Genomic DNA, 20,215 nt, shown 5'->3' with positions numbered 1-20,215 from the left:
TGTATCTAAATAGTATAATTACTCTTGTTGTTGGAATCAGGTTCTTCTGATGGGATTTCGTTTAGTTTGATTGAAACCTGTTGTTGGATTATTGGTTTTAAGTCATTATAAATAGAACATAATTCACCATTAGTAAATGCTTTTTGATGCTTTTTCAGTTCATCTTTTGCAGCCTGTCCTGTTAGTTCTCCGGTAACTACTTTCCATAAAACGGTTGATGCTTTTTCTTTTTCTTCTATAGAATGACTGGCTAAATCAACACCTAGGGAACTAAAAAAGGAAGCAAAATTTCCTCGATAATGATAAGGTTTATTGTCTGATTTTTTTTCTTCTATGTTTTTTAACAAAGTTTTTCTGTAGTTATCTAATTTGAATAAATTGATAATATTGGACTCTCCTGAACGGTTTGCTTCGGAGAAAGGCGTGTTATCATAATTATCTTTTACATTCGTCATAGCGCCATTTCTTAGAAGAATTTTACACGCTTCAAAATGGCCTTTACGAGCAGCTAAATGAAGGGCTGTTTTATTTTCTATACTTTTTTCATTGATTTCCACACCATTTTTTATGAAAAAATCGATTAAATGACTGTCTCCAAGGTCTACGGCCTTATGAAGAAATGTCTCTCCTCTTAAGTTTTTTTTATGGAGGTCAATGTCTTTTTTGAACAGTATTTCGATGATTTGTTTATCATAATTTTCCATGGCAATGTGAAGTGGAGTGTCACCGACATAATTAGTTTGATTAAGCGCAGCGCCATTTTCAAGTAGAAATTTGACCGTTTCTTTATCGTTATTTTCTATGGCAAGATGAAGGGGAGTATTGCCATGCTTGTTAATTTGATTAATATCACTTCCTTTTCTTATCAAAAGCTTTACCGCTTCGAAATGTTTATATTTTACAGCAAGATGAAGCGGGGTATTACCATCCTGATCAGTATGAAGCTCACCTCCTTTTTCTATCAGCAATGTAGTGGCTTCAGAATATCCGTTTTTCATAGCAAAATGGAGGAGCGACATACTTGTTTTACCGCCATTTTTTAACCAATTTTCTATATGATTAATGTGGGTCGGCTGTACTGCCTTGAGGAGGGTGGTCCAGTCCTTAATGGTTGTTTTGTTGACTTCTCTATTATTATGTTCTAATTTTTTTACTGTTTCATAGATTACTATCCATTGGACGTCGGGATTAAATAAAGTACGAGAAAATGCAGGAAAATCCTGTTTAAATTGATTTCGCCAATATAAATTAGCTTGCTCTCGCAGCCCCTTATTAACAGCTAAAATAGAGACGATATCTTTTTTATCCAGATAATTAAAAAGATCTAAAAGCATTGATTGAGGCAGGGCTTCAAACATAGTATTATTAATTAAACGCCATAATGTTTAATTATACACTAATTTGATTAAAATTTGATCTGAAAACGAATTAATCGCAAGTAAACGTATCCAAAAGCAGATATCCACTCAAGATGTGGATATGCTTTTTAGGATAAATGGGTGAATCGACAGGGTTATTTAGCTTGCAAGAGAAGTACACTGCTTTTGATTTTAAATGACTTGATTTAAATCCAGTCTCGGAAACAGAAACGGGACCCATAAGCAATTATTTTTATACCTGGCTTTGTGAAATAACCATAGATAAGAGCCAAGGATAAACCAAGTCTTTCTATTGGAACATTTCATTATAAGTGTTGAGAATGCTGCACGGATCTACATTAGGCAGCACTTGTCTCTTTATCTTCTTTTAATGCACGTCTTAAAATTTTACCCACGTTTGTTTTGGGAAGTTCGTCATAGAATTCTACAATTTTGGGGACTTTATAAGCGGTTAAATGAACCCGGCAGTGAGCAATAACCTGTTCAGCAGTCAAGTCGGGATTGCGCTTCACGATACAAGCTTTTACTCTTTCTCCCGAATCGTTATCCATTACGCCAACAACGCCCACTTCCAGTACGCCGGGATGCATGGAGATAACTTGTTCTACTTCATTAGGATAAACATTAAAACCTGATACGACAATCATATCTTTTTTTCGATCGACCAAATAGACAAAACCTTTTTCATCAATTCTTGCGATATCACCTGTTTTCAAAAAGCCATCAGAGTAAAAAACTTGGGCAGTCTCATCAGGGCGTTGCCAATAGCCCAGCATCACCTGAGGTCCTTTTACACAAAGCTCGCCTGTTTCATTAACAGGTACCTCTACACCGTCTTCATTACGGATGGAAACATCGGTCGAAGGTAAGGGTAAGCCGATACTCCCATTATAGGTTTCAAGATAAAGAGGATTAATGGTCACCGCAGGACTCGTTTCTGTTAAACCATAGGCTTCCAGAACCCGTGTTTTGGTTATTTCACGCCATTTAAGAGAGACATTTTTTTGCAGTGCCATACCGCCTGCCAGAGCAAGTTTTAAGGCGGAAAAATCGATGTCTTTAATTTTTGGATTATTTAAAAGCGCGTTAAACAAGGTGTTTACACCGGTAATGGCTGTAAATCCACTGTGTTTAATTTCCTTGATAAAATGAGGAATGTCACGCGGATTGGTTATCAGGATATTTTTTGCGCCGGCTTTGAGAAAGACAAGACAATTAGCAGTAAGTGAAAAAATATGGTAAAGCGGTAAAGCGGTAACAATAATGTCCTGCTCATTAATTTTTAAGGGTTCAACCCATGCAGAGGCTTGAAGCAGGTTAGCTATCATGTTGCCATGAGTAAGCATGGCTCCTTTTGCAATGCCTGTTGTGCCTCCCGTATATTGTAAAAATGCAATATCCTGACTGGTCAGTTTAACTGAATTTATTGTACCGCTTTCTCCCTGTTTTAAAGCCTCATTAAATTTTACTGAATGGGGAAGCTGATAAGTGGGCACTAATTTTTTTATATATTTTACTACTGCATTAACAATAAAGCGTTTAACAGGTGGGAAAATGTCACCAATTTCCGTCACAATAACATGTTTAAGGGTTTTAATGGAGGGAAGCGCTTTTTCAACGGTGTGGGCAAAGTTAGCCACAACAACCAGTACTTCCGCACCGGAATCATTCATTTGGTGGACTACTTCATCACGTGTGTATAAAGGGTTAGTATTAACGACAATATAGCCAGCACGCAAAATGGCAAATAAGGCGATAGGATATTGCAACAAATTAGGCATCATGAGCGCAATACGTGTTCCTTTTTTTAAGTTTAGCTGTTGGAGATAAACGGCAAAATGACGACTTTTTTTCTCCAGTTCTTCGTAAGTTAACTCACAACCTAAATTAACGTAAGCAATCCGCCTGGAAAATTTGTGGCATGATTCTTCAAATAAAGAGACAAGAGAGGCTTGCTCATCGATTTTAATTTCGTAGGGAACATTATTTTGATAGCTCTTTAACCACACTTTATCCACATCGATGTCCTTCTGTTATTGATCCTCACATGATAGTATAAACAAAAAAAAGAGCGATGGATATCTTGGTTATGGTAGATAATGTATTGAAATCACAGACATTTAAGCTAAAGGGCAGGTTATATACGTTAACAGTCATGCAATTATTGAGTGGGGATTGTGTTCAATTTGAACAAAACCTGGAAGAACTTGTTGCAAAAGCACCTCGTTTTTTTGACAAAACCCCAATCATTCTCGATTGCAGTGCATTGCCTGATGTAGAATTTGATTTGCAGATCTTTTTTCAATGCATGCGAAAATATAATCTTTTGCCTGTTGCTATTCAGGGTGCTAATCCTTTTCTTGCTACGCTGGCCCAATGTCAGGGAATTGCTGTTCTAAATAGCTCTTCTGCTCATGATAAACTGCTTGTTGAAGAAAATGCCCAGGAGCAGGTAGTAACAGAACCAATAAGAACCAAACTGCAAATGGCACCGGTGCGCTCCGGTCAACAGGTAGTCAGTAAAGGGGGGGATTTGGTTATTACCGCGTCAGTAAGTCATGGTGCAGAACTTCTTGCTGATGGCAATATTCATGTTTACGGTACTTTACGTGGCAGGGCATTGGCAGGTATTTCCGGTGATACACAGGCGAGAATTTTTTGTCAATCTCTGGATGCTGAACTGGTATCTATTGCCGGTTTTTATCGCTTGAGTGATGCCATTGAATCGCACGCGGGACCTTGTCAGATTTATTTGGAAAATGAACACATCAATGTAGAGCCTTTATGTTAACGTTACAAGATAAAGCCTGTGAAGCGGTTTTTATTTCTGATTTACATTTACACCCTGATGAACCTTTAATTTTGAAGCGATTTACTGCATTTATTGAATGGGCTGCTATCAATACGCAGTCAGTGTACATTCTCGGTGACTTTTTTCATGCCTGGGCGGGCGATGATGGGCTTGATGACTGGGGGCGTCATATTGCTTTGCGTTTAAAATGGCTGACTACGCAAGGCGTTAATGTCTATTTTATGCACGGTAATCGTGATTTTTTAGTCGGTAAGGATTTTGCCCGGCATGCCGGTATAACAATCCTTTCGGAGCCAACTGTTATCCAGCTGGGTGATAAACGAGTTTTATTAGTCCATGGCGATAGATACTGTACCAAAGATAAGACACATCAATGGTTTCGCTGGTTGACACGAAATCGTTTGTTTATAAAGTGTTTTCTCTCTATTCCTTTTAGTATCCGCGTTCAAATGGTCAATAAAGTAAGACGACACAGTCAAATGAATAAGCAGAAATCCCGTTCGCAAATGGATGTCATACAAAAGCCAATGCTTAAACACATGGCTAAACATAAAGTAAATATGTTAATTCATGGCCATACACATAAGCCTGGCTTAAGTAATCATGTATATAATAGTAATAGGTATAGTCAATATGTGTTAAGCGACTGGGACGAAAGTCCTCAAGTTTTGTGTTATTATAAGACAAATATTATAGAATTTAATTGTGTGAGGGATTAGATATGGTTCTTTCAGAAAGCGAAAAACTTAGAATTCAAAATGAAAAAGACAATCTGTTAAAAGAGTCTTTGAAACAGGAATATCTGCAAGCCCAGAAAGAGATGAAAGCACTTAATTCACAAATTAGAGAAGAGAAGAAGCAGCACAAAATTAATACTGCTACCACCGATCAGAGTGGCAAGCCTTGTTCTTACTGGGATAAGGTAAAGATCAATGCAAATCAACTTGTTGAAAAAGATTTTGCTGGATATAACGACTGGGCAATTGGCATGATGGGTCTGGTACATGCGCTGATGGATTTAAATAAAGCTATAGCCAAGGAAGATGTAATATGGAAGGTTGTTACGAAAAATCCTGTGGTAAATAATCCATTAACTCACAAACTTTGGGAAAGAACAGGAGGCATTGTTTCTGATGCTCTTACCAAAAAATTATTGAAAGATGGAAAACTGCCTGATGTTAAATTTTATGTTGAGATTAATAAAGCTAAAGGTTTGGTAACAACTATTAGTAAGAATAATAAACCCCTGGGAAATGACGAAGTAAGTCAAAAGTTACAGGAATCCTTTGACACAGGCATCATTGCATGGGCAAAACTTCATGGTTATGAAGCTATTGCAACGCCTGGGGTACCTCCGAAAAAAGATAAACTTGAATTAGTGGATAAAGCGGGTAACAAGATGACTCAGGGCGATTTTAACGCTTTAAACGAAGATCCAGACCATGGGCTTGAAGCATTCTTGTCTAATCGTTTTAATATGGCGGTTAAAAGCGCCGCTCCTGCTGCTTAAAACAGTTTCCGAAGAATCAGGTCAAGAGGTAGCTTTTCCTGCACAAAATTAGCAAGGAAAGCTACAAATAGCCTTTATCTGCAAGGTTATGCGGAAGTAGCTGGAACTCCACTATGAAAACGAAATACCTTATCGTCTGAAGTAATTAATTGATTTTCTATTTGTATAAAAAAATTAATACGTTTTTTTATATCTCCGCCATAAAGCTCGGCGAGGTATAAATAATCCCGAAAATGGCGCGCTTCTGATTTTACTAATGAAGCATAGAATTTTTTTAGATAAGCGTCTGAAAGATAAGGAACCAGCGTGTTAAAGCGCTCGCAAGACCGTGCTTCTATAATTGCTCCAATTATTAATTGATCTCGCAAACGTTCTTTATTGTTTCCTTTTGTCACAAAATCATGCATTTTTTGCGCATAATCAGAGGGAGGCAAGGGACCAAATTGAATATGTCGTGACGTTAATAAAGCCAGTACTTTTTCAAAATGTAATAATTCTTCTCGCGCTAACGGGGACATGACTTCCACTAATTCTGATTTTTCCGGGTACTTCGCGATAAAATTAATTGCCGTTGCCGCGGCTTTTCGCTCACAATGAGCATGATCAATCAAGAGAGTAGACAAATTATTAATGGCCATATCCAGCCACGCTTGGGGCGTGGGTGTTTGTAGAAAGCGAATTAACATTTGCAAATCATTAGTGTCCGGGCTTAGCATGGTAGATCTACACTATAATTAAATAGTGCTTTATATACTACAGTCTGTTACAAATCAAATTGGATTAATAATGAGCGAAGAACAAGCAGGAAATGAATTAACGAGTTGGCTTTCAACCTATGGTTTAATCACTGTCGAGCGAATTTTAGAATACTATAAAATTCGTCTTCAACCCGAAGATCTGTTAAATACAGTAAAAAATCCAACCACTTTTTATCACCGATTATTGCGCGTCCCTTTAAAAAACGTTCTCAATGGTATTATTCTGCAACAAGCGCGTGACTATCAAATTTATGCTCAAAAATTATTTATTGATTATCTTTTGTCGGGTGAAAATGGCAAAGGAGAAGACTCTCCAGGAGGTCTTGCGCGGGAGGATCTCGAAAAAGAGCGTGAAGCTTTAGTTGCGATGGGAGAAGCTTTTCATGCGTGTGAACTGGATCATAATAAGCTGATTGCTGAAACTCAAAAAAGTCTTATTCAATATGCCGAAAAGTGGCGAAAAATTTTAGCTGAAGCAGCAAGAAATATTCATGCAAGTCTAAAGGCTTATGGGATTACTATCGAAGAAAATTTAATTACCCTGGTTCTTAATGGTTTGCTTTCTACAGAGAGAACACTCGCTTCAGAAAATAATATATGGCCAAGAATTGAAACTATTGCAGGAAAAAAGTTAACAAAAGAAGAAAAACAGATCTTTATCGATAAGGTAGTCGGTTTTGAAGAATTTATGTCGGAAATTGAAACACCTCTGGCTGATTTTATTAATCAAACATCGGATTTAAGTGCTCAGTTAAAAAATTGGCGTACCGATTTTTATAAGTTAATTCTTCGTGTCAATGATTTGATAAAACAACTTCCCGAATATCACTATGATCAGGTGCAAAGCGAAGAAAATCGGGAGTCACTGTATTTTGATCAAGATATTGGAGAATCTTAAGTGTTATTTGGAATGCAAAAGCCAGATAGAAAAATCAGGCTCTACCACCAAAGGATAACCTCGTGTATAATATCGCGCTTTACCTAGTCAATTGGAGTGCGTTATGGCAAATGAATTAACTCTTTCTATTATCAAACCCGATGCTGTCGCCAAATCGGTTATCGGTTCAATTTATTCTCGTTTTGAAAAAGCCGGATTAAAGATTGTAGCAGCCAAAATGGTTCAACTTTCTCGTCCTCAGGCAGAAGGCTTTTATGCTGTTCATAAGGATCGTCCTTTCTTTAATGATTTGGTTTCTTTCATGATTTCTGGTCCTGTAATGATTCAGGTACTGGAAGGTGATAATGCCATTGCCAAAAATCGTGAATTGATGGGCGCAACCAACCCTAAAGAAGCTGCCCTGGGTACCATTCGTGCCGATTTTGCTGACAGTATTGATGCCAATGCGGTTCATGGTTCCGATAGTGCTGAGACTGCCGCACAGGAGATTGCATTTTTCTTTGAACCTCATGAAATTTGTAAACGATAATCGGTTTCAACGCCGTTTGAGAATAAATAATGAACCAGAAAACTAACCTGTTGAATTTTAATTATCAGCAAATGCGCGAGTTTTTTAGCTCTTTGGGTGAAAAGCCATATCGTGCTCAACAGCTGATGCAATGGATTCATCAGGCTGGTTTTCAGGATTTTTCCTTAATGAGTAATCTTGGAAAAGTATTACGTGAAAGACTTCAAGAGATTGCTGAAATTCGTTTGCCTGAAATTATAACCTGCCAAAAGTCAAATGATGGCACTCATAAATGGTTATTAAAGCTCGATTGCGGCAATTGTATCGAGACAGTTTTTATTCCTGAAACCAATCGGGGTACGCTTTGTGTATCCTCACAGGTTGGTTGTGCTTTAAACTGTAGTTTCTGTTCAACAGCAAAACAGGGTTTTAATCGTAATTTAACTACCGCTGAAATTATTGGTCAGGTGTGGTTAGCCGTGCGTGAATTATCACAGGATAAAGGGGCGCATGATAAGCGGGTTACCAATGTCGTGATGATGGGAATGGGAGAGCCTCTCCTTAATTTTGATAATGTGGTAGCCGCCATGGACATTATGATGGATGATTTTGCCTATGGTTTATCCAAACGACGTGTTACTTTAAGCACATCAGGTGTTCTGCCGGAGCTTGCCCGTTTGCGCGAGACAAGTCCTGTTGCTCTTGCCGTTTCTTTACATGCTCCTAATGATACGCTGCGTAATGAATTGGTTCCTATTAATAAGAAGTACCCTTTAGCTGAATTAATGGCCTTATGTAAACATTATTTTAAAAATGAACCCAAGCGAAAGGTAACATTTGAATATGTCATGCTAAAAGATGTCAATGATCAACCCGAGCATGCTGAACAACTTATTAAATTATTAAAAAATATCCCATCCAAAGTGAACTTGATTCCTTTTAATCCCTTCCCTTTAACACACTATCAACGCTCTTCTCAGGCTACCATTGATGCTTTTCGCGAAAAATTAATTGCCAAAGGAATCAACACCATTACCCGTAAGACGCGAGGAGATGATATTGATGCAGCTTGTGGTCAACTTGCGGGGGAAGTGAAGGACAGAACAAGTCGGGCAAGACGCTGGCAAAAATTACATTTTGTACCACAAACTTCTTCTGAGGACATGAGAGAAGGTTCACGACAATAATTGGCTAGGGACGAACTTCAAAAACAGTCGTTTTATAGGGAAAACAATTCCATTCCGTTTTTATGCCATTGATAATTATACTAACCTCAGAAATTTGGTCGAACATTCCTGGATGAGCTTTATCTAAAAAACACACCTTATCAACCCCATCCATGGTAATGAATAAGTTCGTAGTGCCAGGAGGAATAACAAAATTTAAAGGCAAGTAATACGCTTCATGCTGGTATTCCAGGGGAGATGTTTGCCCTCTAATGATGATAGTTGCCCCGACAGAAGCAAGACAGAGGCCGCTTAATATTAAAAACAGGATGACTTTCATAATACGCTCTTCGTAAATTAATAGGTTAGAGAGGGTTACCTGCTCCAATATTATTTAGAATAGACCATTATCCTGTTGTGTTTCTGAGGAAAAAGATGCTTAACTTATTTTAAAGCGCTATAATAGCCCATCTCTTAAGAACGTATAATTATTGTGTTAAATTTAATTCGCCTATTACTGTTTTTCAGCTTTATCGTGTTACAGGCCTGCCAACAAAGAGCCCAAAACACAGAGAATACACAAAAACTGAAAGAGGCAGCTTCTTACAATACACAGCTTGGTATTGCTTATTTAAAGCAAGGTGATAGCGTCAGAGCCAAGCATAAGTTACTTACAGCGCTGGATTTGGCTCCTGACTCCCCTGATGTTAATGTTGCCATGGCCTATTATTTTGAAAAAACGGGAGACACAAAAGAAGCTCGCACGTATTACCAAAAAGCATTATCCCTGGCACCAGGGAGTGGCGCTCAATTGAATAATTATGGTACCTTTCTATGTCGATTGGGTGAATATAAAGAAGCTGAGAGCTATTTTCTGAAAGCAGTCAAAGATGTTCATTATATTTATACCGCAGGCGCTTATGAAAACGCTGGATTGTGCGCAGCAGCTATTCCTGATTATCCTAAAGCCAAATATTATTTTTCTAAAGCATTAAATCAGGATCCTCAACGCAAACAGTCCTTGTATGAATTAGTTAAAATAGAACTGGGGCAACATCATGCGGTCAAGGCGTTGTTTTATTTGCAACGATACCCTGAGCTTACTTTAGAGGATTTAAGCCTGCTTAGTCTGGCTATTAAAGTAGCCCATACAGCAAACAAGCCGGACGCTGAGTCTGTTTATAAGCAGCGTCTAAGTCAATTAAACCCTTTTACTGACTATACCGGAGCAAAACATGAATACAACAATAACAATGGATGAAATTCATAATAGAACTCAGGAAAAACCAGGAACGCAATTAGCCTATGTACGTGAAGCAAAGGGGTATAGTCAGGAATATGTTGCCGGGAAACTTCACTTACGAGTCAAAATTATCGAACTCCTGGAAGCCAATAATTTTGATCAAATGCCTGAACCCGTTTTTATTAAAGGATATATTCGTGCTTATGCGAAATTACTTGCCGTTCCAGCCGAACCTTTACTTGAAGTTTTTAACAGCATGTATTCGAGTGAACGGAAACTTGAAAAGGCTTTATGGCAAGGTAAGCGAGAATCGAATAAAAGTGAAAGAGCCGTACGTTTGTTAACGGGATTAATTACAATAAGCGCATTGATTGCAGCGGGTTTCTGGTGGCAAAAAAATAAAGAGAGCCAACGGCTTCCCACAAAAAACGCTCACGCAGAGGCAAAAACAATTCCATTCAAAACTGACACAGAGTTAAAACTTACTGATCTGTCAAAAATGCAGTCGGTTATTACCTCGACTTCACATAACGAGAATCAAGTGCCCCCTATGGAGAGTCACGATGGTTGATAAAATTCAGGCGATACGAGGCATGAATGATATCTTGCCTCATCAAACTCCTGCATGGCGGCGACTTGAAAAACTATTTGCTCATTGTCTATTGCAATATGGTTATCAGGAAATTCGTTTCCCTTTATTAGAAAACACACAGCTCTTCAAACGCACAATTGGAGAGGTCACTGATATTGTTGAAAAAGAAATGTATACTTTCAATGATTTAAATGGGGAAAGTATAACACTAAGACCAGAGGGGACAGCAGGCTGTTTGCGTGCCTGCCTGGAACATGGATTACTATACAACCAGCAACAAAAACTTTGGTATACAGGTCCTATGTTTCGCCACGAGAAACCTCAAAAGGGGCGATATCGTCAGTTTTATCAATTAGGAGTTGAAGCTTTAGGCACATCTGGTGCTGCTATTGAGGTAGAACTTATAGCTATTTGTCAGCGCTTATGGACAATATTAGGCATTGATAAAGCAGTTCATTTGCAAATCAATACACTGGGTGAATTGGAAGAGCGGCAAACGTATCGACAAGAGTTAATTACTTATTTCAAGATGCATTTTGAACAACTTGATGAAGACAGTAAACGACGTCTGGATAGAAATCCTATGCGCATTCTCGATAGTAAAAATCCTGACATGCAACATTTAATCAGCAATGCTCCTCAATTGATTGATTCACTCGGTTCTGATAGTAGAAAACGATTTGAAACGCTCTGTGAAGGATTAACAAAATTAGGAATTTCTTATTCATTTAATCCTTTTTTAGTACGTGGACTGGATTATTATGGTCATACCGTTTTTGAATGGGTAACCGATAAGTTAGGTAGTCAGGCAACTGTTTGTGCAGGTGGTCGTTACGATGCATTGGTTGAACATTTAGGTGGTACCCCAACCCCGGCGGTGGGGTTTGCTATGGGTGCAGAACGATTGCTCTTGTTGCTTGAAACGCTGGCTATATCCCCAGAAACAGATAAAATACCTTCGTTTTTTATTGTTGCCACTAATGAGGAAGCAATGCAAACTGCGTTGTTGCTTGCAGAAAAACTGCGCGCTGATAATCACGATTGGCAAATTATTACTAATACGGCGGGAGGGAGCTTTAAAAGTCAATTTAAAAAAGCAGATAAAAGTGGTGCTGATTTTGCCTTGATTCTGGGAGAAGAAGAAACAGCCCATGAAAAAATTAGTATTAAAAATTTACGTAATCGCGATGAACAAATAACTATCTTACAGAAAGATTTGCCTGATTATTTACGAAGCCATTTAAAATCTATCGATAGTTCGCCTGTTAATTTAGATTAATTCATAGATTGCCGTAGGAGAATACAATGTCTGTTTATATGACAGAAGAAGAGCAGTTAGAAGCTATAAAAAAATGGTGGAATAAATACAGCAACCTTATTACAATCCTTTTATCATTGGTGTTATTAACTGTTGCAGGTATTAAATACTGGAATTGGCATACCGCGAAGATCAAAACGCAAGCTTCTGCTTCTTATGAGCATCTCATGGTTGCTTTTTCTCATCAAAATAATGAGGCTGTCCAGTCTTATGCCCATCGTCTGATTAATAATTATGATGGAACAATTTATTCGGATGTAGCTCGTCTGATCCTGGCCAGGCTCTTTATAACCAGTGACAATTATAATAAAGCAATAAAAGAATTAGAACATGTGGCTAATAATTCCAGAGCATTGTCTTTAAAACAGGTGGCGAGAATTCGGATGGCGCGTTTATTTGCGGCGGAAAAGTCCTATGATAAGGCACTGGCTCAATTGACCACTGTTGATGATAAAGCTTATATGCCCATTATTAACGAACTAAGAGGCGACATATACACTGCTACTGGAAAATACCAACAGGCAGTTGCTGCTTATAAAGACGCAGTAGCGGAGGTTCATACAAATGGGATGGTCAATCTTTTTCTTGAGATGAAATCTAATGAATTGGCCGCGCTTACTCAATCGCCTGTTGATACTAAAGAGCAATCTGTCTGAATAGCGATATAAACAGTTTGACTGAATAACAGGTTATTATTTTTAGTCCGATTGCCATTAATTAAAGAGGTAATATGTTGCACAACAAAAAATTACTATTTTTGGTTTTATGCCTGTTATTACAGGCATGTTCCAAAGTGGATGATTATTTATTGGGCCAGGATAATACGCCTGCGCCAACTGCGTTAACTCCACTTAAAGCTAAAGCAAAATTAGTTGAAAAATGGTCTTTGCCTATCGGCAGATCCCAAAAAACAGGCGCAAATTTTAAATTAAAACCAGAAATTATAGGTAATATTGTCTACACAGCCGATGCAAGCGGTTTAGTCCAGGCTGTAGATAAGAATAAAGGTCAATTACTGTGGTCTAAAAAATTAACTACCGGAATAATTAGTGGTCCTACTGTCGCAGCGGGTGTTCTTGCTTTGGGAACTGATGCTTCAACAATCGTTGTATTAAAACAAACGGATGGTACCGAACTTTGGCAGCAAAAAGTTTCGAGTGAAGTACTGTCCAAGCCTGTTATAGCTGCTAATAAGCTAATCGCTAAAACCATTGACGGTAATTTGTATGCATTTAGCCTCGCGAATGGGGAAAAATTGTGGTTGTCTGATCATGGTGCACCCAGCCTTATTTTGAAGGCAAGTTCGTCTCCTGTGGTCGTTGATAACAAATTAGCTCTGGTAGGTTACTCCGATGGCAAAATGGACGCTGTGGATGTAGCAACAGGGCGTTTGATTTGGCAGCGTAGTATTGCTTATGCGAGCGGTTCCAGTGACGTTGAGCGATTGGTTGATATTGATGCTGATCCTATTATCCGCGGTAATATAGCATACCTGGCGAGTTATCAAGGTTATGTCGGCGCTTTATCGTTGGATAATGGTCAGTTTTTGTGGCGAAAACCAGCTTCTGTGTATAAAAATATGGCTATTGATAGTAAAACAATTTATTTAACCGATAGTGAGGACATCATCTGGGCTATTAATCGTCAGAATGGTCAGGTCAGCTGGAAACAGGTCGCTTTAAAGGCAAGAGGTTTGACGGAACCTGTATTAATGGGCGATCGTTTGGTGGTGGGAGATAAAACCGGATTACTCCATATTATAGCAACACAAAATGGTGATTTATTGTCCCGCACCGAGGTGGGTGGAGCCGTAACAACTGCTCCTTCTGTAGCAGGTAATAATATTTACGTTATGTCTACAAATGGCAAACTAAGCCGTTTTTCTGTGAGTTAATTGATGATACCTGTTATTGCTCTTGTAGGTCGCCCTAATGTGGGCAAGTCCACTTTGTTTAATCGTTTAACACGAACTCAGGATGCTCTGGTTGCTGATTTTCCTGGGCTAACGCGTGATAGACAATATGGACAAGCGTCTTTTGAAAACAAACCATTTATTGTTATTGACACAGGAGGTATTGGTGTTGATGATTTAGCTGTCGATGAGCTAATGTCCAAACAGTCAGAAATAGCACTTGAAGAAGCTGATCTGGTATTGTTTTTAGTGGATGGGCGGGTTGGTTTAACAGGAATCGATGAAAGTATTGCGTTACGTTTAAGGAAAATTAATAAGCCAGTTTATCTTATTGTTAATAAAATAGACGGTATTAATGAAGAGATTGCCTGCTCTGAATTCCAGTCTTTAGGTTTTAAAGAAATTCATCCTGTATCAGCAACGCACGGTCGGGGAATTCATGCTTTATTAAATACTATTCCTCTTGAAACAGACTCTTTAGCTGTCGAAGATACGGATGTTAAAGCCATAAAAATTGCTTTTGCAGGCAGACCCAATGTAGGTAAATCGACTTTAATTAATCGTATTCTCGGTGAAGAGCGAGTAGTAGTCTATGATATGCCAGGTACTACACGTGACAGTATTGCAATTCCTTTTGAACGAGACAATACACCTTATGTTTTAATTGATACAGCTGGTGTACGTCGACGTTCCCGTATTGATGAAAAGATTGAGAAGTTTTCTGTTATAAAAACGCTCCAATCGATCAAGGAATCTCATGTTTGTATGATGTTGCTTGATGCTCAGGAAGGGTTGACTGAGCAGGACATGCATATACTAAGCTTTATCATAGAGGCGGGTAAAGCACTTGTTATTGCAGTTAACAAATGGGATGGTTTGGATGAAGAGCATAAAGAACATGTCCGTGCTGAATTAACAAGACGACTACACTTTGTGAATTTTGCCAAGATCCGCTTTATTTCTGCGCTACATGGGAGTGGGGTTGGCTTATTATTTAAGGATATTAAGCAGGCTTATGCATCAGCAACGCAAAATTTCTCAACGCCCCAATTGACTCGATTGTTACAAGATCTTACCGCTCAACATACTCCTCCATTAGTAAAAGGAAGAAGAATCAAGATGCGTTATGCTCATGCCGGCGGGCATAATCCACCTATCATCGTAATTCACGGTAATCAACTTGAATCGTTACCAGACAGCTATAAACGCTATTTATCCAATGCTTTTGTCTCTCATCTGAATTTGATCGGTACTCCTTTAAAGCTGGAATTTAAAGGAGGATCAAATCCCTTTAAGGACAAAAAAAATCAACTTACAGAGCGACAGATTAAAAAGAAAAAAAGATTAATGAAGCGAGTAAAAAAGTAAGCTTATCTAATGATAGGTAACTGGTAGGTGTTCACGGAATAGGTAATTAAGAAGTATATAACGTCAATGTCTTTCCCGCGCAGGCGGGAAACTATCTACAAATTAGACACGGTGCTAAATTTTATGAATGGATTCCCGCCTGCGCGGGAAAGACGAGTCATGGAACACAGTCTGGAAGAGAAAATTTGCATATCCCGTGAACACTTACGGTAACTGTTCATACCATGACGTTGACTTAAGAAAGAAAGCTTTGTACTGAACATAAATGACTATGAACGCGACTGGATTATCAATTTTGGTAAAATTTTAAGAGAATTAAAAGCCAACACGTGATTTTTTTCTCGCTTCATTGTCTTCTTGAAGTGAATCAAATGGAGAATTTCTTTTAACGATTCTATTTTCTATGGGCAGAGCATCATTGCCATTTGCTCCGTTTAATTGCTGGGTTTGGGAGAAAAATCTATACGGATTACCATTTATTGCAACAGGCGTGTTGAAATCAGATTCAATGATATCTTCGGATAGTGCTGAATTATTATTTTTCAGCAGATCACTATTCATTACGAATGTCGATTGAAGAGGAGGCAGATTGTTATCAAATAATATCTCTGCAAGATCATCTATTTCATCCCTGTCGGGAGTTGATGGCTGGAGAGAGTTAATGGAATTATTTTCTTTTTGAGATAAATTCATTTCAACTTCAAATGAATTATTTTTATGTGTCAAAGTTTGCCAACGGGTATATTTTTCCGTGGAGAGCCTAATAACGGAGTCATTTACTTTATAGCCAAAGAAATTTTGGCCTAAGCCTAAAGAACAGGCTGCTTTATTTAATGCGCTACCTATCTCATTGTCTATGGGCACAGTGCTAATATAATAATTATCAACGAGTTGAAAAGTAATTGTTTGGGACAGGCTATTATTTTTAGACTTTCCAGATTGCTTTCCAGACTGAAAGCAATCTTTGAAGGGCCGGTAATAACTATCACCGAAAGCCATGAATGCTTCTTCTGTAGTTAATTTTTTCAATAAAGTAAAGTTAAGTGGTTGCCCCTGATAAGTAAATTTTCTTAAATATTGCAATAATTTATTGGGAGGATCATTATATTCAGACGAGATTAATTTTGCTTGAGATTTGAAGGACTTTTCATGAACTTCTGCCAAACTTAAATCTAATAAATTTTTCATCGTAATGCCATTATTAGAAACATATTTTTCAAATATTACACTTATCATGGGTAGTATTCAATAGACATTCGATAAATTATGGATATGCCAAGGAATAGCCTCCGATGAAAGAAACAGAATTGAAGATATTAAACATATCAATGAAGAGATCTTTCACGTAGAGTTGATAACCAATATTGTTCTTTTATTTGATTTGTTGCTCTAATATTCTACTATTTAGATAAGGAAATATTTGGGAGTAAGCATGCGACTGCTCATTTTCGCTGCTTGTCTTTATATTAATTCGGCTTTTGCCGATGTAATCATTGGTTTTTCTGCTTATGAAAACGGTGATTACACTACTGCTTATTCTCATCTGGTCCAGGCAGCGAATGAGGGAAACGATGAAGCGATGTATTTGTTGGGACGTATGTACCAAAATGGGTATGGTGTCAATAAAGATTATGTTAAAGCGAATGAATGGTATGAGAAATCAGCAGCCAAAAATAATGTATTGGCAGAATTAAGCCTGGGATTTCTTTATGATAATGGACAAGGAGTCAAGAAAGATTTGAAACAGGCATTCGCCTGGTATATGAAAGCTGCTTTACAGGGCAATGCCATTGCGCAGCGCAATATAGGTTTAATGTATATTGTCGGTGACGGCGTAGAGGCTAACGAAAAAGAAGCGTTTGAATGGTTTAAAAAATCAGCAGAACAAGGTTATTCAAAAGCACAGGTTAACCTGGCTTATCAATATATGATGGGATTAGGAACAGAAAAAAATGTAGAAAAAGCGTTCTATTGGTATGAAAAATCTGCTGAGCAGGGTGATGCCAAGGGACAATACAGTTTAGGATTATTATATACAGGTAAATATGGGATAGCCCAGGATCAAAAAGCAGCAACCTATTGGTTTGCCAATGCGGCCAATCAAGGCCATAAAAATGCTCAAGCTTATTTAGGGTATCAATATCTTAATGGGTTTGGTGTAGAAGCCGATCCCCAAAAAGCAGCACATTGGTTTCAAGCGTCTGCAGAACAGGGAAATTCTCAAGCTCAAGCCGAATTAGGACAATTGCTGTTAACAGGCACAGGAATAGATAAAGATTATAATCAGGCTGCTTTCTGGTTTGCCAAGTCTGCTGAGCAGGGTAATATGATGGCTGAAGGAAAATTAGGCTATTTATATTTGGTAGGCTTAGGTGTAGAGAAAGATCTTGGCAAAGCTTACGCTTGGTTAAAATTAGCGGCCTCCAATAATAATGAGCAAGCAGCTAATGAGCTTGCCCGACTTGAACCCACTTTATCGCAGCAAGATAAAGAACGTGGAGCATTATTATTTAACGAACTTAAAAGTAAAGAACCCAAACCAGATGTCAATGATGAAGAGAGTGAATAAAATCCTCTTAATTTTTAATTCACTAGTGCGATGTAAAAAATGCGAGTAGCCTGGGAGGCAAAGTGATTTAATCCCAAGATAAACGCAACTAAATTAATAACCATCAAATTAAGAGTAAATTACTTCATTGCCAGTTTGGGCTGAGCCAAATCGATTAAGATAGCCATCTCATCAAATGTTGGCTTGAAGTTTGTCTCAAGTTCTGTCAGTGTAGCATGTGGTTTTTATCTGGAATAGAGTTTCATGTATTGCAGTTTGGTTATCTTTACAGCGGCCGAAAACAGTAGTTTATGGCCATACAAAAATCAAGACTTTTTATCCTTATATTTAAAGGGTTTTCGACAGACGAATTTCAAGGGGTTTTTGGCCAAGTATGAAAGCAGGCTCTTGGTGCAAAAGAAAGGCAAAGCGCGATGAGCTTCTTAACCAGGCAAGGGCGACAAATTGATGTCATTGTTGTTTGGAAACTTGAAGGATGTGAAAATCGTAATATACCTTTAATTAATAACGAAATTGCCCCGGTGCTGTCGACATTTATTAACCAAAAGGGTGGTGGCAGCAATATAAACGAACGATAAAAGATTGAGTAAGGTTGTCATATCGTGTTGCCACTCTTCTAAAATGTTTGAACATGCATCCCAACATCAATAAATTAAAAACAGTTTAATGGAGTAATAATGACTAAAATAATCTATAAAAAAGAAGCTGTTGATAATAGCAACGCAACTTTTGTACTCGATAAAAATAACGATTTTCCCAGTGTGGCCAATATCAAAAAACAAGATAATGCACGTTGGGATCTTCATTCGATGGCTTTAACAGGGGATGGTTCAGTTTACGTTTTAGGTTGTAATTATGAGGGACAACTTGGCCTTGGTGATACAAACGATCGAAAAAAACCAACTAAAATTGAAGGATTACCGCCAATCAAAGATTTTACTTTGGGTCATATGTCTTCATTTCTCATTGATGAAAATAATAATGTGTATAGTTTTGGTGAAAATCGGTATGGTCAATTGGGTTTAGGGCACAAAAATAATGTTTCAATACCTCAAGAAGTGACGGCTTTAAAAGGGTGCAATATAACAAGAATTCATTATTGGCATGCAGCAGCATTTTTCTTGAGTACGGAAGGTAAAGTTTATTACAGTGGCAGTTTTGATCATTCTGCGATGTTCTCACCCATAAAACCAAGAGTTTTTTATGGCCTTCCACCTATAACTAAAATTCATTCAACAACTGATTTTACTGCGTTCTTGGCCGATACGGGTGAAGTTTATGTGCAACCAGATAATAATTGTATTCATACCTGCCATAAGCCTGCTAAATTACAAAAATTACCCTTTAAAGAAATCATTGATATTGGTGTATATAACATTACAACTAATTCAGGGTGCGGTTTATCAGTACAGATGTTACTAGATAATTGTGGCAAAGTGTTTGTGGGCGGCTTTTTAGATGAACCTTTAGATTTGCCTGAAGTTAAACGTATGACTCAATGTATTCCACTAGAACAAAATAAGTATCTTGATAATGTCTTTGAGTTATGCGATGGATCATTTGCCATTGTGGAAATCAAACAAAAGTCTAACCTGGACTTTGAAATAGTAGATACCAGGGTTACACCAACTAGTAAGCTAGCGGAGCAACTTACAAAAGCTCTGGATAAGCGTGCGGTGGAGAAAGCACCATTGGAGCTTGAAAAGGATACATTTGACTTATGTACTTACATGTAATTTATTAGGCATAAAAAAAGTGGAGCTTGTGGCATGAATCGTAAAATGAGTTCCCTTTGACAGATTCGTCAGGATCCTGGCCAAACCTCTACAATGCGTTTTTCGCCTACATACCGTGCTTTATGCAATAAGATTTTTAGGAAGCCAGCGGTGTTGTAATCCCCCCTTATAATTGTCCCACTTAAAATTAGAGTTCTCCGTGTATAATCATGACCCGAGGAGAACAAGATGAAGAAATCGAGATATAGCGAAAGCCAGATAATTAGTATTTTGAAAGCAGTAGAAACAGGGAGACTAGTAAAGGACGTTTGCCGGGAATACGGTATTTCCGATGCTACTTATTACAATTGGAAGGCAAAGTACGGTGGAATGGAAGCCTCGGACATCAAACGAATGAAGGATTTGGAAGAAGAAAACCGGCGCTTAAAACAGATGTTTGCCAACCT

Annotated in this window: 21 protein-coding genes; 16 read left to right on the top strand and 5 right to left on the bottom strand. The window is 38.0% G+C overall.

What is annotated here, in order from left to right; all coding sequences use genetic code 11:
* Positions 1 to 5 precede the first annotated feature (5 nt).
* Both T345_RS0107485 and T345_RS0107480 read right to left on the bottom strand, forming a co-directional pair.
* Entirely contained in the window at positions 6 to 1,358 is a 1,353-nt protein-coding gene (locus T345_RS0107485) for an ankyrin repeat domain-containing protein (RefSeq protein ID WP_028388794.1), read from the bottom strand.
* Between the two features lie 359 nt (positions 1,359 to 1,717).
* The gene (locus tag T345_RS0107480) at positions 1,718 to 3,397 is read right to left on the bottom strand and encodes an AMP-binding protein (protein WP_028388793.1); all 1,680 of its coding nucleotides are present in this window, start codon (positions 3,395 to 3,397) and stop codon (positions 1,718 to 1,720) included.
* A gap of 71 nt (positions 3,398 to 3,468) precedes the next feature.
* On the opposite strand from T345_RS0107480, the gene minC reads away from it, so the two are divergent.
* From minC to T345_RS0107465, 3 genes are read left to right on the top strand one after another with little or no spacing between them, the layout of a single operon-like run.
* Positions 3,469 to 4,170, top strand: a complete 702-nt coding sequence (gene minC / locus T345_RS0107475; protein WP_028388792.1) for a septum site-determining protein MinC — start codon at positions 3,469 to 3,471, stop codon at positions 4,168 to 4,170.
* Positions 4,164 to 4,910 (top strand): UDP-2,3-diacylglucosamine diphosphatase, encoded by a 747-nt coding sequence (locus T345_RS0107470; protein ID WP_028388791.1) that lies wholly within the window; start codon positions 4,164 to 4,166, stop codon positions 4,908 to 4,910. Before minC ends, T345_RS0107470 begins: the two co-directional genes overlap by 7 nt.
* 2 nt (positions 4,911 to 4,912) lie before the next feature.
* Positions 4,913 to 5,701: a hypothetical protein gene (locus T345_RS0107465; RefSeq protein ID WP_028388790.1), complete on the top strand. Its 789-nt coding sequence runs from the start codon at positions 4,913 to 4,915 to the stop codon at positions 5,699 to 5,701.
* A gap of 86 nt (positions 5,702 to 5,787) precedes the next feature.
* Here T345_RS0107465 and T345_RS0107460 read toward each other — a convergent pair whose 3' ends face one another.
* The gene (locus T345_RS0107460) at positions 5,788 to 6,417 is read right to left on the bottom strand and encodes a MiaE family protein (protein ID WP_028388789.1); all 630 of its coding nucleotides are present in this window, start codon (positions 6,415 to 6,417) and stop codon (positions 5,788 to 5,790) included.
* A gap of 70 nt (positions 6,418 to 6,487) precedes the next feature.
* Here T345_RS0107460 and T345_RS0107455 point away from each other — a divergent pair, with 70 nt between their 5' ends.
* The 3 genes from T345_RS0107455 (at position 6,488) to rlmN (ending at position 9,052) form a co-directional block, all read left to right on the top strand.
* Positions 6,488 to 7,357, top strand: coding sequence for a hypothetical protein (locus tag T345_RS0107455; RefSeq protein WP_028388788.1), 870 nt, complete (start codon positions 6,488 to 6,490; stop codon positions 7,355 to 7,357).
* Positions 7,358 to 7,460: 103 nt separating this feature from the next.
* Positions 7,461 to 7,886, top strand: coding sequence for a nucleoside-diphosphate kinase (gene ndk, locus T345_RS0107450; protein WP_028388787.1), 426 nt, complete (start codon positions 7,461 to 7,463; stop codon positions 7,884 to 7,886).
* Positions 7,887 to 7,915: 29 nt separating this feature from the next.
* A complete protein-coding gene (rlmN, locus tag T345_RS0107445; protein WP_028388786.1) occupies positions 7,916 to 9,052 on the top strand; it encodes a dual-specificity RNA methyltransferase RlmN in 1,137 nt (378 codons plus the stop codon).
* A 4-nt stretch (positions 9,053 to 9,056) separates the two neighbouring features.
* On the opposite strand, the gene T345_RS0107440 is transcribed toward rlmN, so the two are convergent.
* A complete protein-coding gene (locus T345_RS0107440; protein ID WP_028388785.1) occupies positions 9,057 to 9,371 on the bottom strand; it encodes a hypothetical protein in 315 nt (104 codons plus the stop codon).
* A gap of 153 nt (positions 9,372 to 9,524) precedes the next feature.
* On the opposite strand from T345_RS0107440, the gene pilW reads away from it, so the two are divergent.
* From pilW to der, 6 genes are all read left to right on the top strand, one after another.
* A complete protein-coding gene (gene pilW, locus T345_RS0107435; RefSeq protein WP_028388784.1) occupies positions 9,525 to 10,292 on the top strand; it encodes a type IV pilus biogenesis/stability protein PilW in 768 nt (255 codons plus the stop codon).
* Positions 10,267 to 10,845 (top strand): helix-turn-helix domain-containing protein, encoded by a 579-nt coding sequence (locus T345_RS0107430; RefSeq protein WP_028388783.1) that lies wholly within the window; start codon positions 10,267 to 10,269, stop codon positions 10,843 to 10,845. Before pilW ends, T345_RS0107430 begins: the two co-directional genes overlap by 26 nt.
* Complete coding sequence (hisS, locus tag T345_RS0107425; RefSeq protein WP_028388782.1) at positions 10,838 to 12,145, top strand: histidine--tRNA ligase; 1,308 nt, start codon at positions 10,838 to 10,840, stop codon at positions 12,143 to 12,145. The genes T345_RS0107430 and hisS overlap by 8 nt, the downstream gene beginning before the upstream one ends.
* Before the next feature lie 26 nt (positions 12,146 to 12,171).
* Positions 12,172 to 12,840: a YfgM family protein gene (locus T345_RS0107420; RefSeq protein WP_028388781.1), complete on the top strand. Its 669-nt coding sequence runs from the start codon at positions 12,172 to 12,174 to the stop codon at positions 12,838 to 12,840.
* Positions 12,841 to 12,914: 74 nt separating this feature from the next.
* The gene (gene bamB / locus T345_RS0107415; RefSeq protein WP_028388780.1) at positions 12,915 to 14,078 is read left to right on the top strand and encodes an outer membrane protein assembly factor BamB; all 1,164 of its coding nucleotides are present in this window, start codon (positions 12,915 to 12,917) and stop codon (positions 14,076 to 14,078) included.
* A 3-nt stretch (positions 14,079 to 14,081) separates the two neighbouring features.
* Positions 14,082 to 15,464 carry a ribosome biogenesis GTPase Der gene (der, locus tag T345_RS0107410; RefSeq protein WP_028388779.1) on the top strand — a complete coding sequence of 461 codons (1,383 nt, stop codon included), beginning with the start codon at positions 14,082 to 14,084 and terminating at the stop codon, positions 15,462 to 15,464.
* Between the two features lie 315 nt (positions 15,465 to 15,779).
* Here der and T345_RS0107405 read toward each other — a convergent pair whose 3' ends face one another.
* Positions 15,780 to 16,652 (bottom strand): hypothetical protein, encoded by an 873-nt coding sequence (locus T345_RS0107405; protein WP_028388778.1) that lies wholly within the window; start codon positions 16,650 to 16,652, stop codon positions 15,780 to 15,782.
* 244 nt (positions 16,653 to 16,896) lie between these two features.
* Here T345_RS0107405 and T345_RS0107400 point away from each other — a divergent pair, with 244 nt between their 5' ends.
* The 4 genes from T345_RS0107400 to T345_RS0107380 all read left to right on the top strand — a co-directional run.
* Positions 16,897 to 18,033, top strand: coding sequence for a tetratricopeptide repeat protein (locus T345_RS0107400; protein WP_028388777.1), 1,137 nt, complete (start codon positions 16,897 to 16,899; stop codon positions 18,031 to 18,033).
* Positions 18,034 to 18,446: 413 nt separating this feature from the next.
* Positions 18,447 to 18,611 carry a hypothetical protein gene (locus T345_RS15040; protein ID WP_156935634.1) on the top strand — a complete coding sequence of 55 codons (165 nt, stop codon included), beginning with the start codon at positions 18,447 to 18,449 and terminating at the stop codon, positions 18,609 to 18,611.
* Positions 18,612 to 18,710: 99 nt separating this feature from the next.
* Entirely contained in the window at positions 18,711 to 19,769 is a 1,059-nt protein-coding gene (locus T345_RS0107385) for an RCC1 domain-containing protein (protein ID WP_028388776.1), read from the top strand.
* Positions 19,770 to 19,997: 228 nt separating this feature from the next.
* On the top strand, positions 19,998 to 20,215 hold a 218-nt coding region (locus tag T345_RS0107380; RefSeq protein ID WP_028388775.1), incomplete at its 3' end, for a transposase.

The sequence above is a fragment of the Legionella fairfieldensis ATCC 49588 genome, assembly GCF_000621525.1.
GTDB lineage: Bacteria > Pseudomonadota > Gammaproteobacteria > Legionellales > Legionellaceae > Tatlockia > Tatlockia fairfieldensis.
The sequence above is the reverse complement of the archived record's forward strand: the minus strand, read 5'-3'. Positions and strand labels throughout refer to the sequence as shown.

What these genes read in the sequence shown, in the direction of transcription:
- T345_RS0107485 (WP_028388794.1), bottom strand. Translation starts at nt 1,358, where the DNA reads ATGTTTGAAGCCCTGCCTCAATCAATGCTTTTAGATCTTTTTAATTAT.
- minC (WP_028388792.1), top strand. Translation starts at nt 3,469, where the DNA reads ATGGTAGATAATGTATTGAAATCACAGACATTTAAGCTAAAGGGCAGG.
- T345_RS0107470 (WP_028388791.1), top strand. Translation starts at nt 4,164, where the DNA reads ATGTTAACGTTACAAGATAAAGCCTGTGAAGCGGTTTTTATTTCTGAT.
- T345_RS0107465 (WP_028388790.1), top strand. Translation starts at nt 4,913, where the DNA reads ATGGTTCTTTCAGAAAGCGAAAAACTTAGAATTCAAAATGAAAAAGAC.
- T345_RS0107460 (WP_028388789.1), bottom strand. Translation starts at nt 6,417, where the DNA reads ATGCTAAGCCCGGACACTAATGATTTGCAAATGTTAATTCGCTTTCTA.
- T345_RS0107455 (WP_028388788.1), top strand. Translation starts at nt 6,488, where the DNA reads ATGAGCGAAGAACAAGCAGGAAATGAATTAACGAGTTGGCTTTCAACC.
- ndk (WP_028388787.1), top strand. Translation starts at nt 7,461, where the DNA reads ATGGCAAATGAATTAACTCTTTCTATTATCAAACCCGATGCTGTCGCC.
- rlmN (WP_028388786.1), top strand. Translation starts at nt 7,916, where the DNA reads ATGAACCAGAAAACTAACCTGTTGAATTTTAATTATCAGCAAATGCGC.
- T345_RS0107440 (WP_028388785.1), bottom strand. Translation starts at nt 9,371, where the DNA reads ATGAAAGTCATCCTGTTTTTAATATTAAGCGGCCTCTGTCTTGCTTCT.
- T345_RS0107430 (WP_028388783.1), top strand. Translation starts at nt 10,267, where the DNA reads ATGAATACAACAATAACAATGGATGAAATTCATAATAGAACTCAGGAA.
- hisS (WP_028388782.1), top strand. Translation starts at nt 10,838, where the DNA reads ATGGTTGATAAAATTCAGGCGATACGAGGCATGAATGATATCTTGCCT.
- T345_RS0107420 (WP_028388781.1), top strand. Translation starts at nt 12,172, where the DNA reads ATGTCTGTTTATATGACAGAAGAAGAGCAGTTAGAAGCTATAAAAAAA.
- bamB (WP_028388780.1), top strand. Translation starts at nt 12,915, where the DNA reads ATGTTGCACAACAAAAAATTACTATTTTTGGTTTTATGCCTGTTATTA.
- der (WP_028388779.1), top strand. Translation starts at nt 14,082, where the DNA reads ATGATACCTGTTATTGCTCTTGTAGGTCGCCCTAATGTGGGCAAGTCC.
- T345_RS0107405 (WP_028388778.1), bottom strand. Translation starts at nt 16,652, where the DNA reads ATGAAAAATTTATTAGATTTAAGTTTGGCAGAAGTTCATGAAAAGTCC.
- T345_RS0107400 (WP_028388777.1), top strand. Translation starts at nt 16,897, where the DNA reads ATGCGACTGCTCATTTTCGCTGCTTGTCTTTATATTAATTCGGCTTTT.
- T345_RS15040 (WP_156935634.1), top strand. Translation starts at nt 18,447, where the DNA reads ATGAGCTTCTTAACCAGGCAAGGGCGACAAATTGATGTCATTGTTGTT.
- T345_RS0107385 (WP_028388776.1), top strand. Translation starts at nt 18,711, where the DNA reads ATGACTAAAATAATCTATAAAAAAGAAGCTGTTGATAATAGCAACGCA.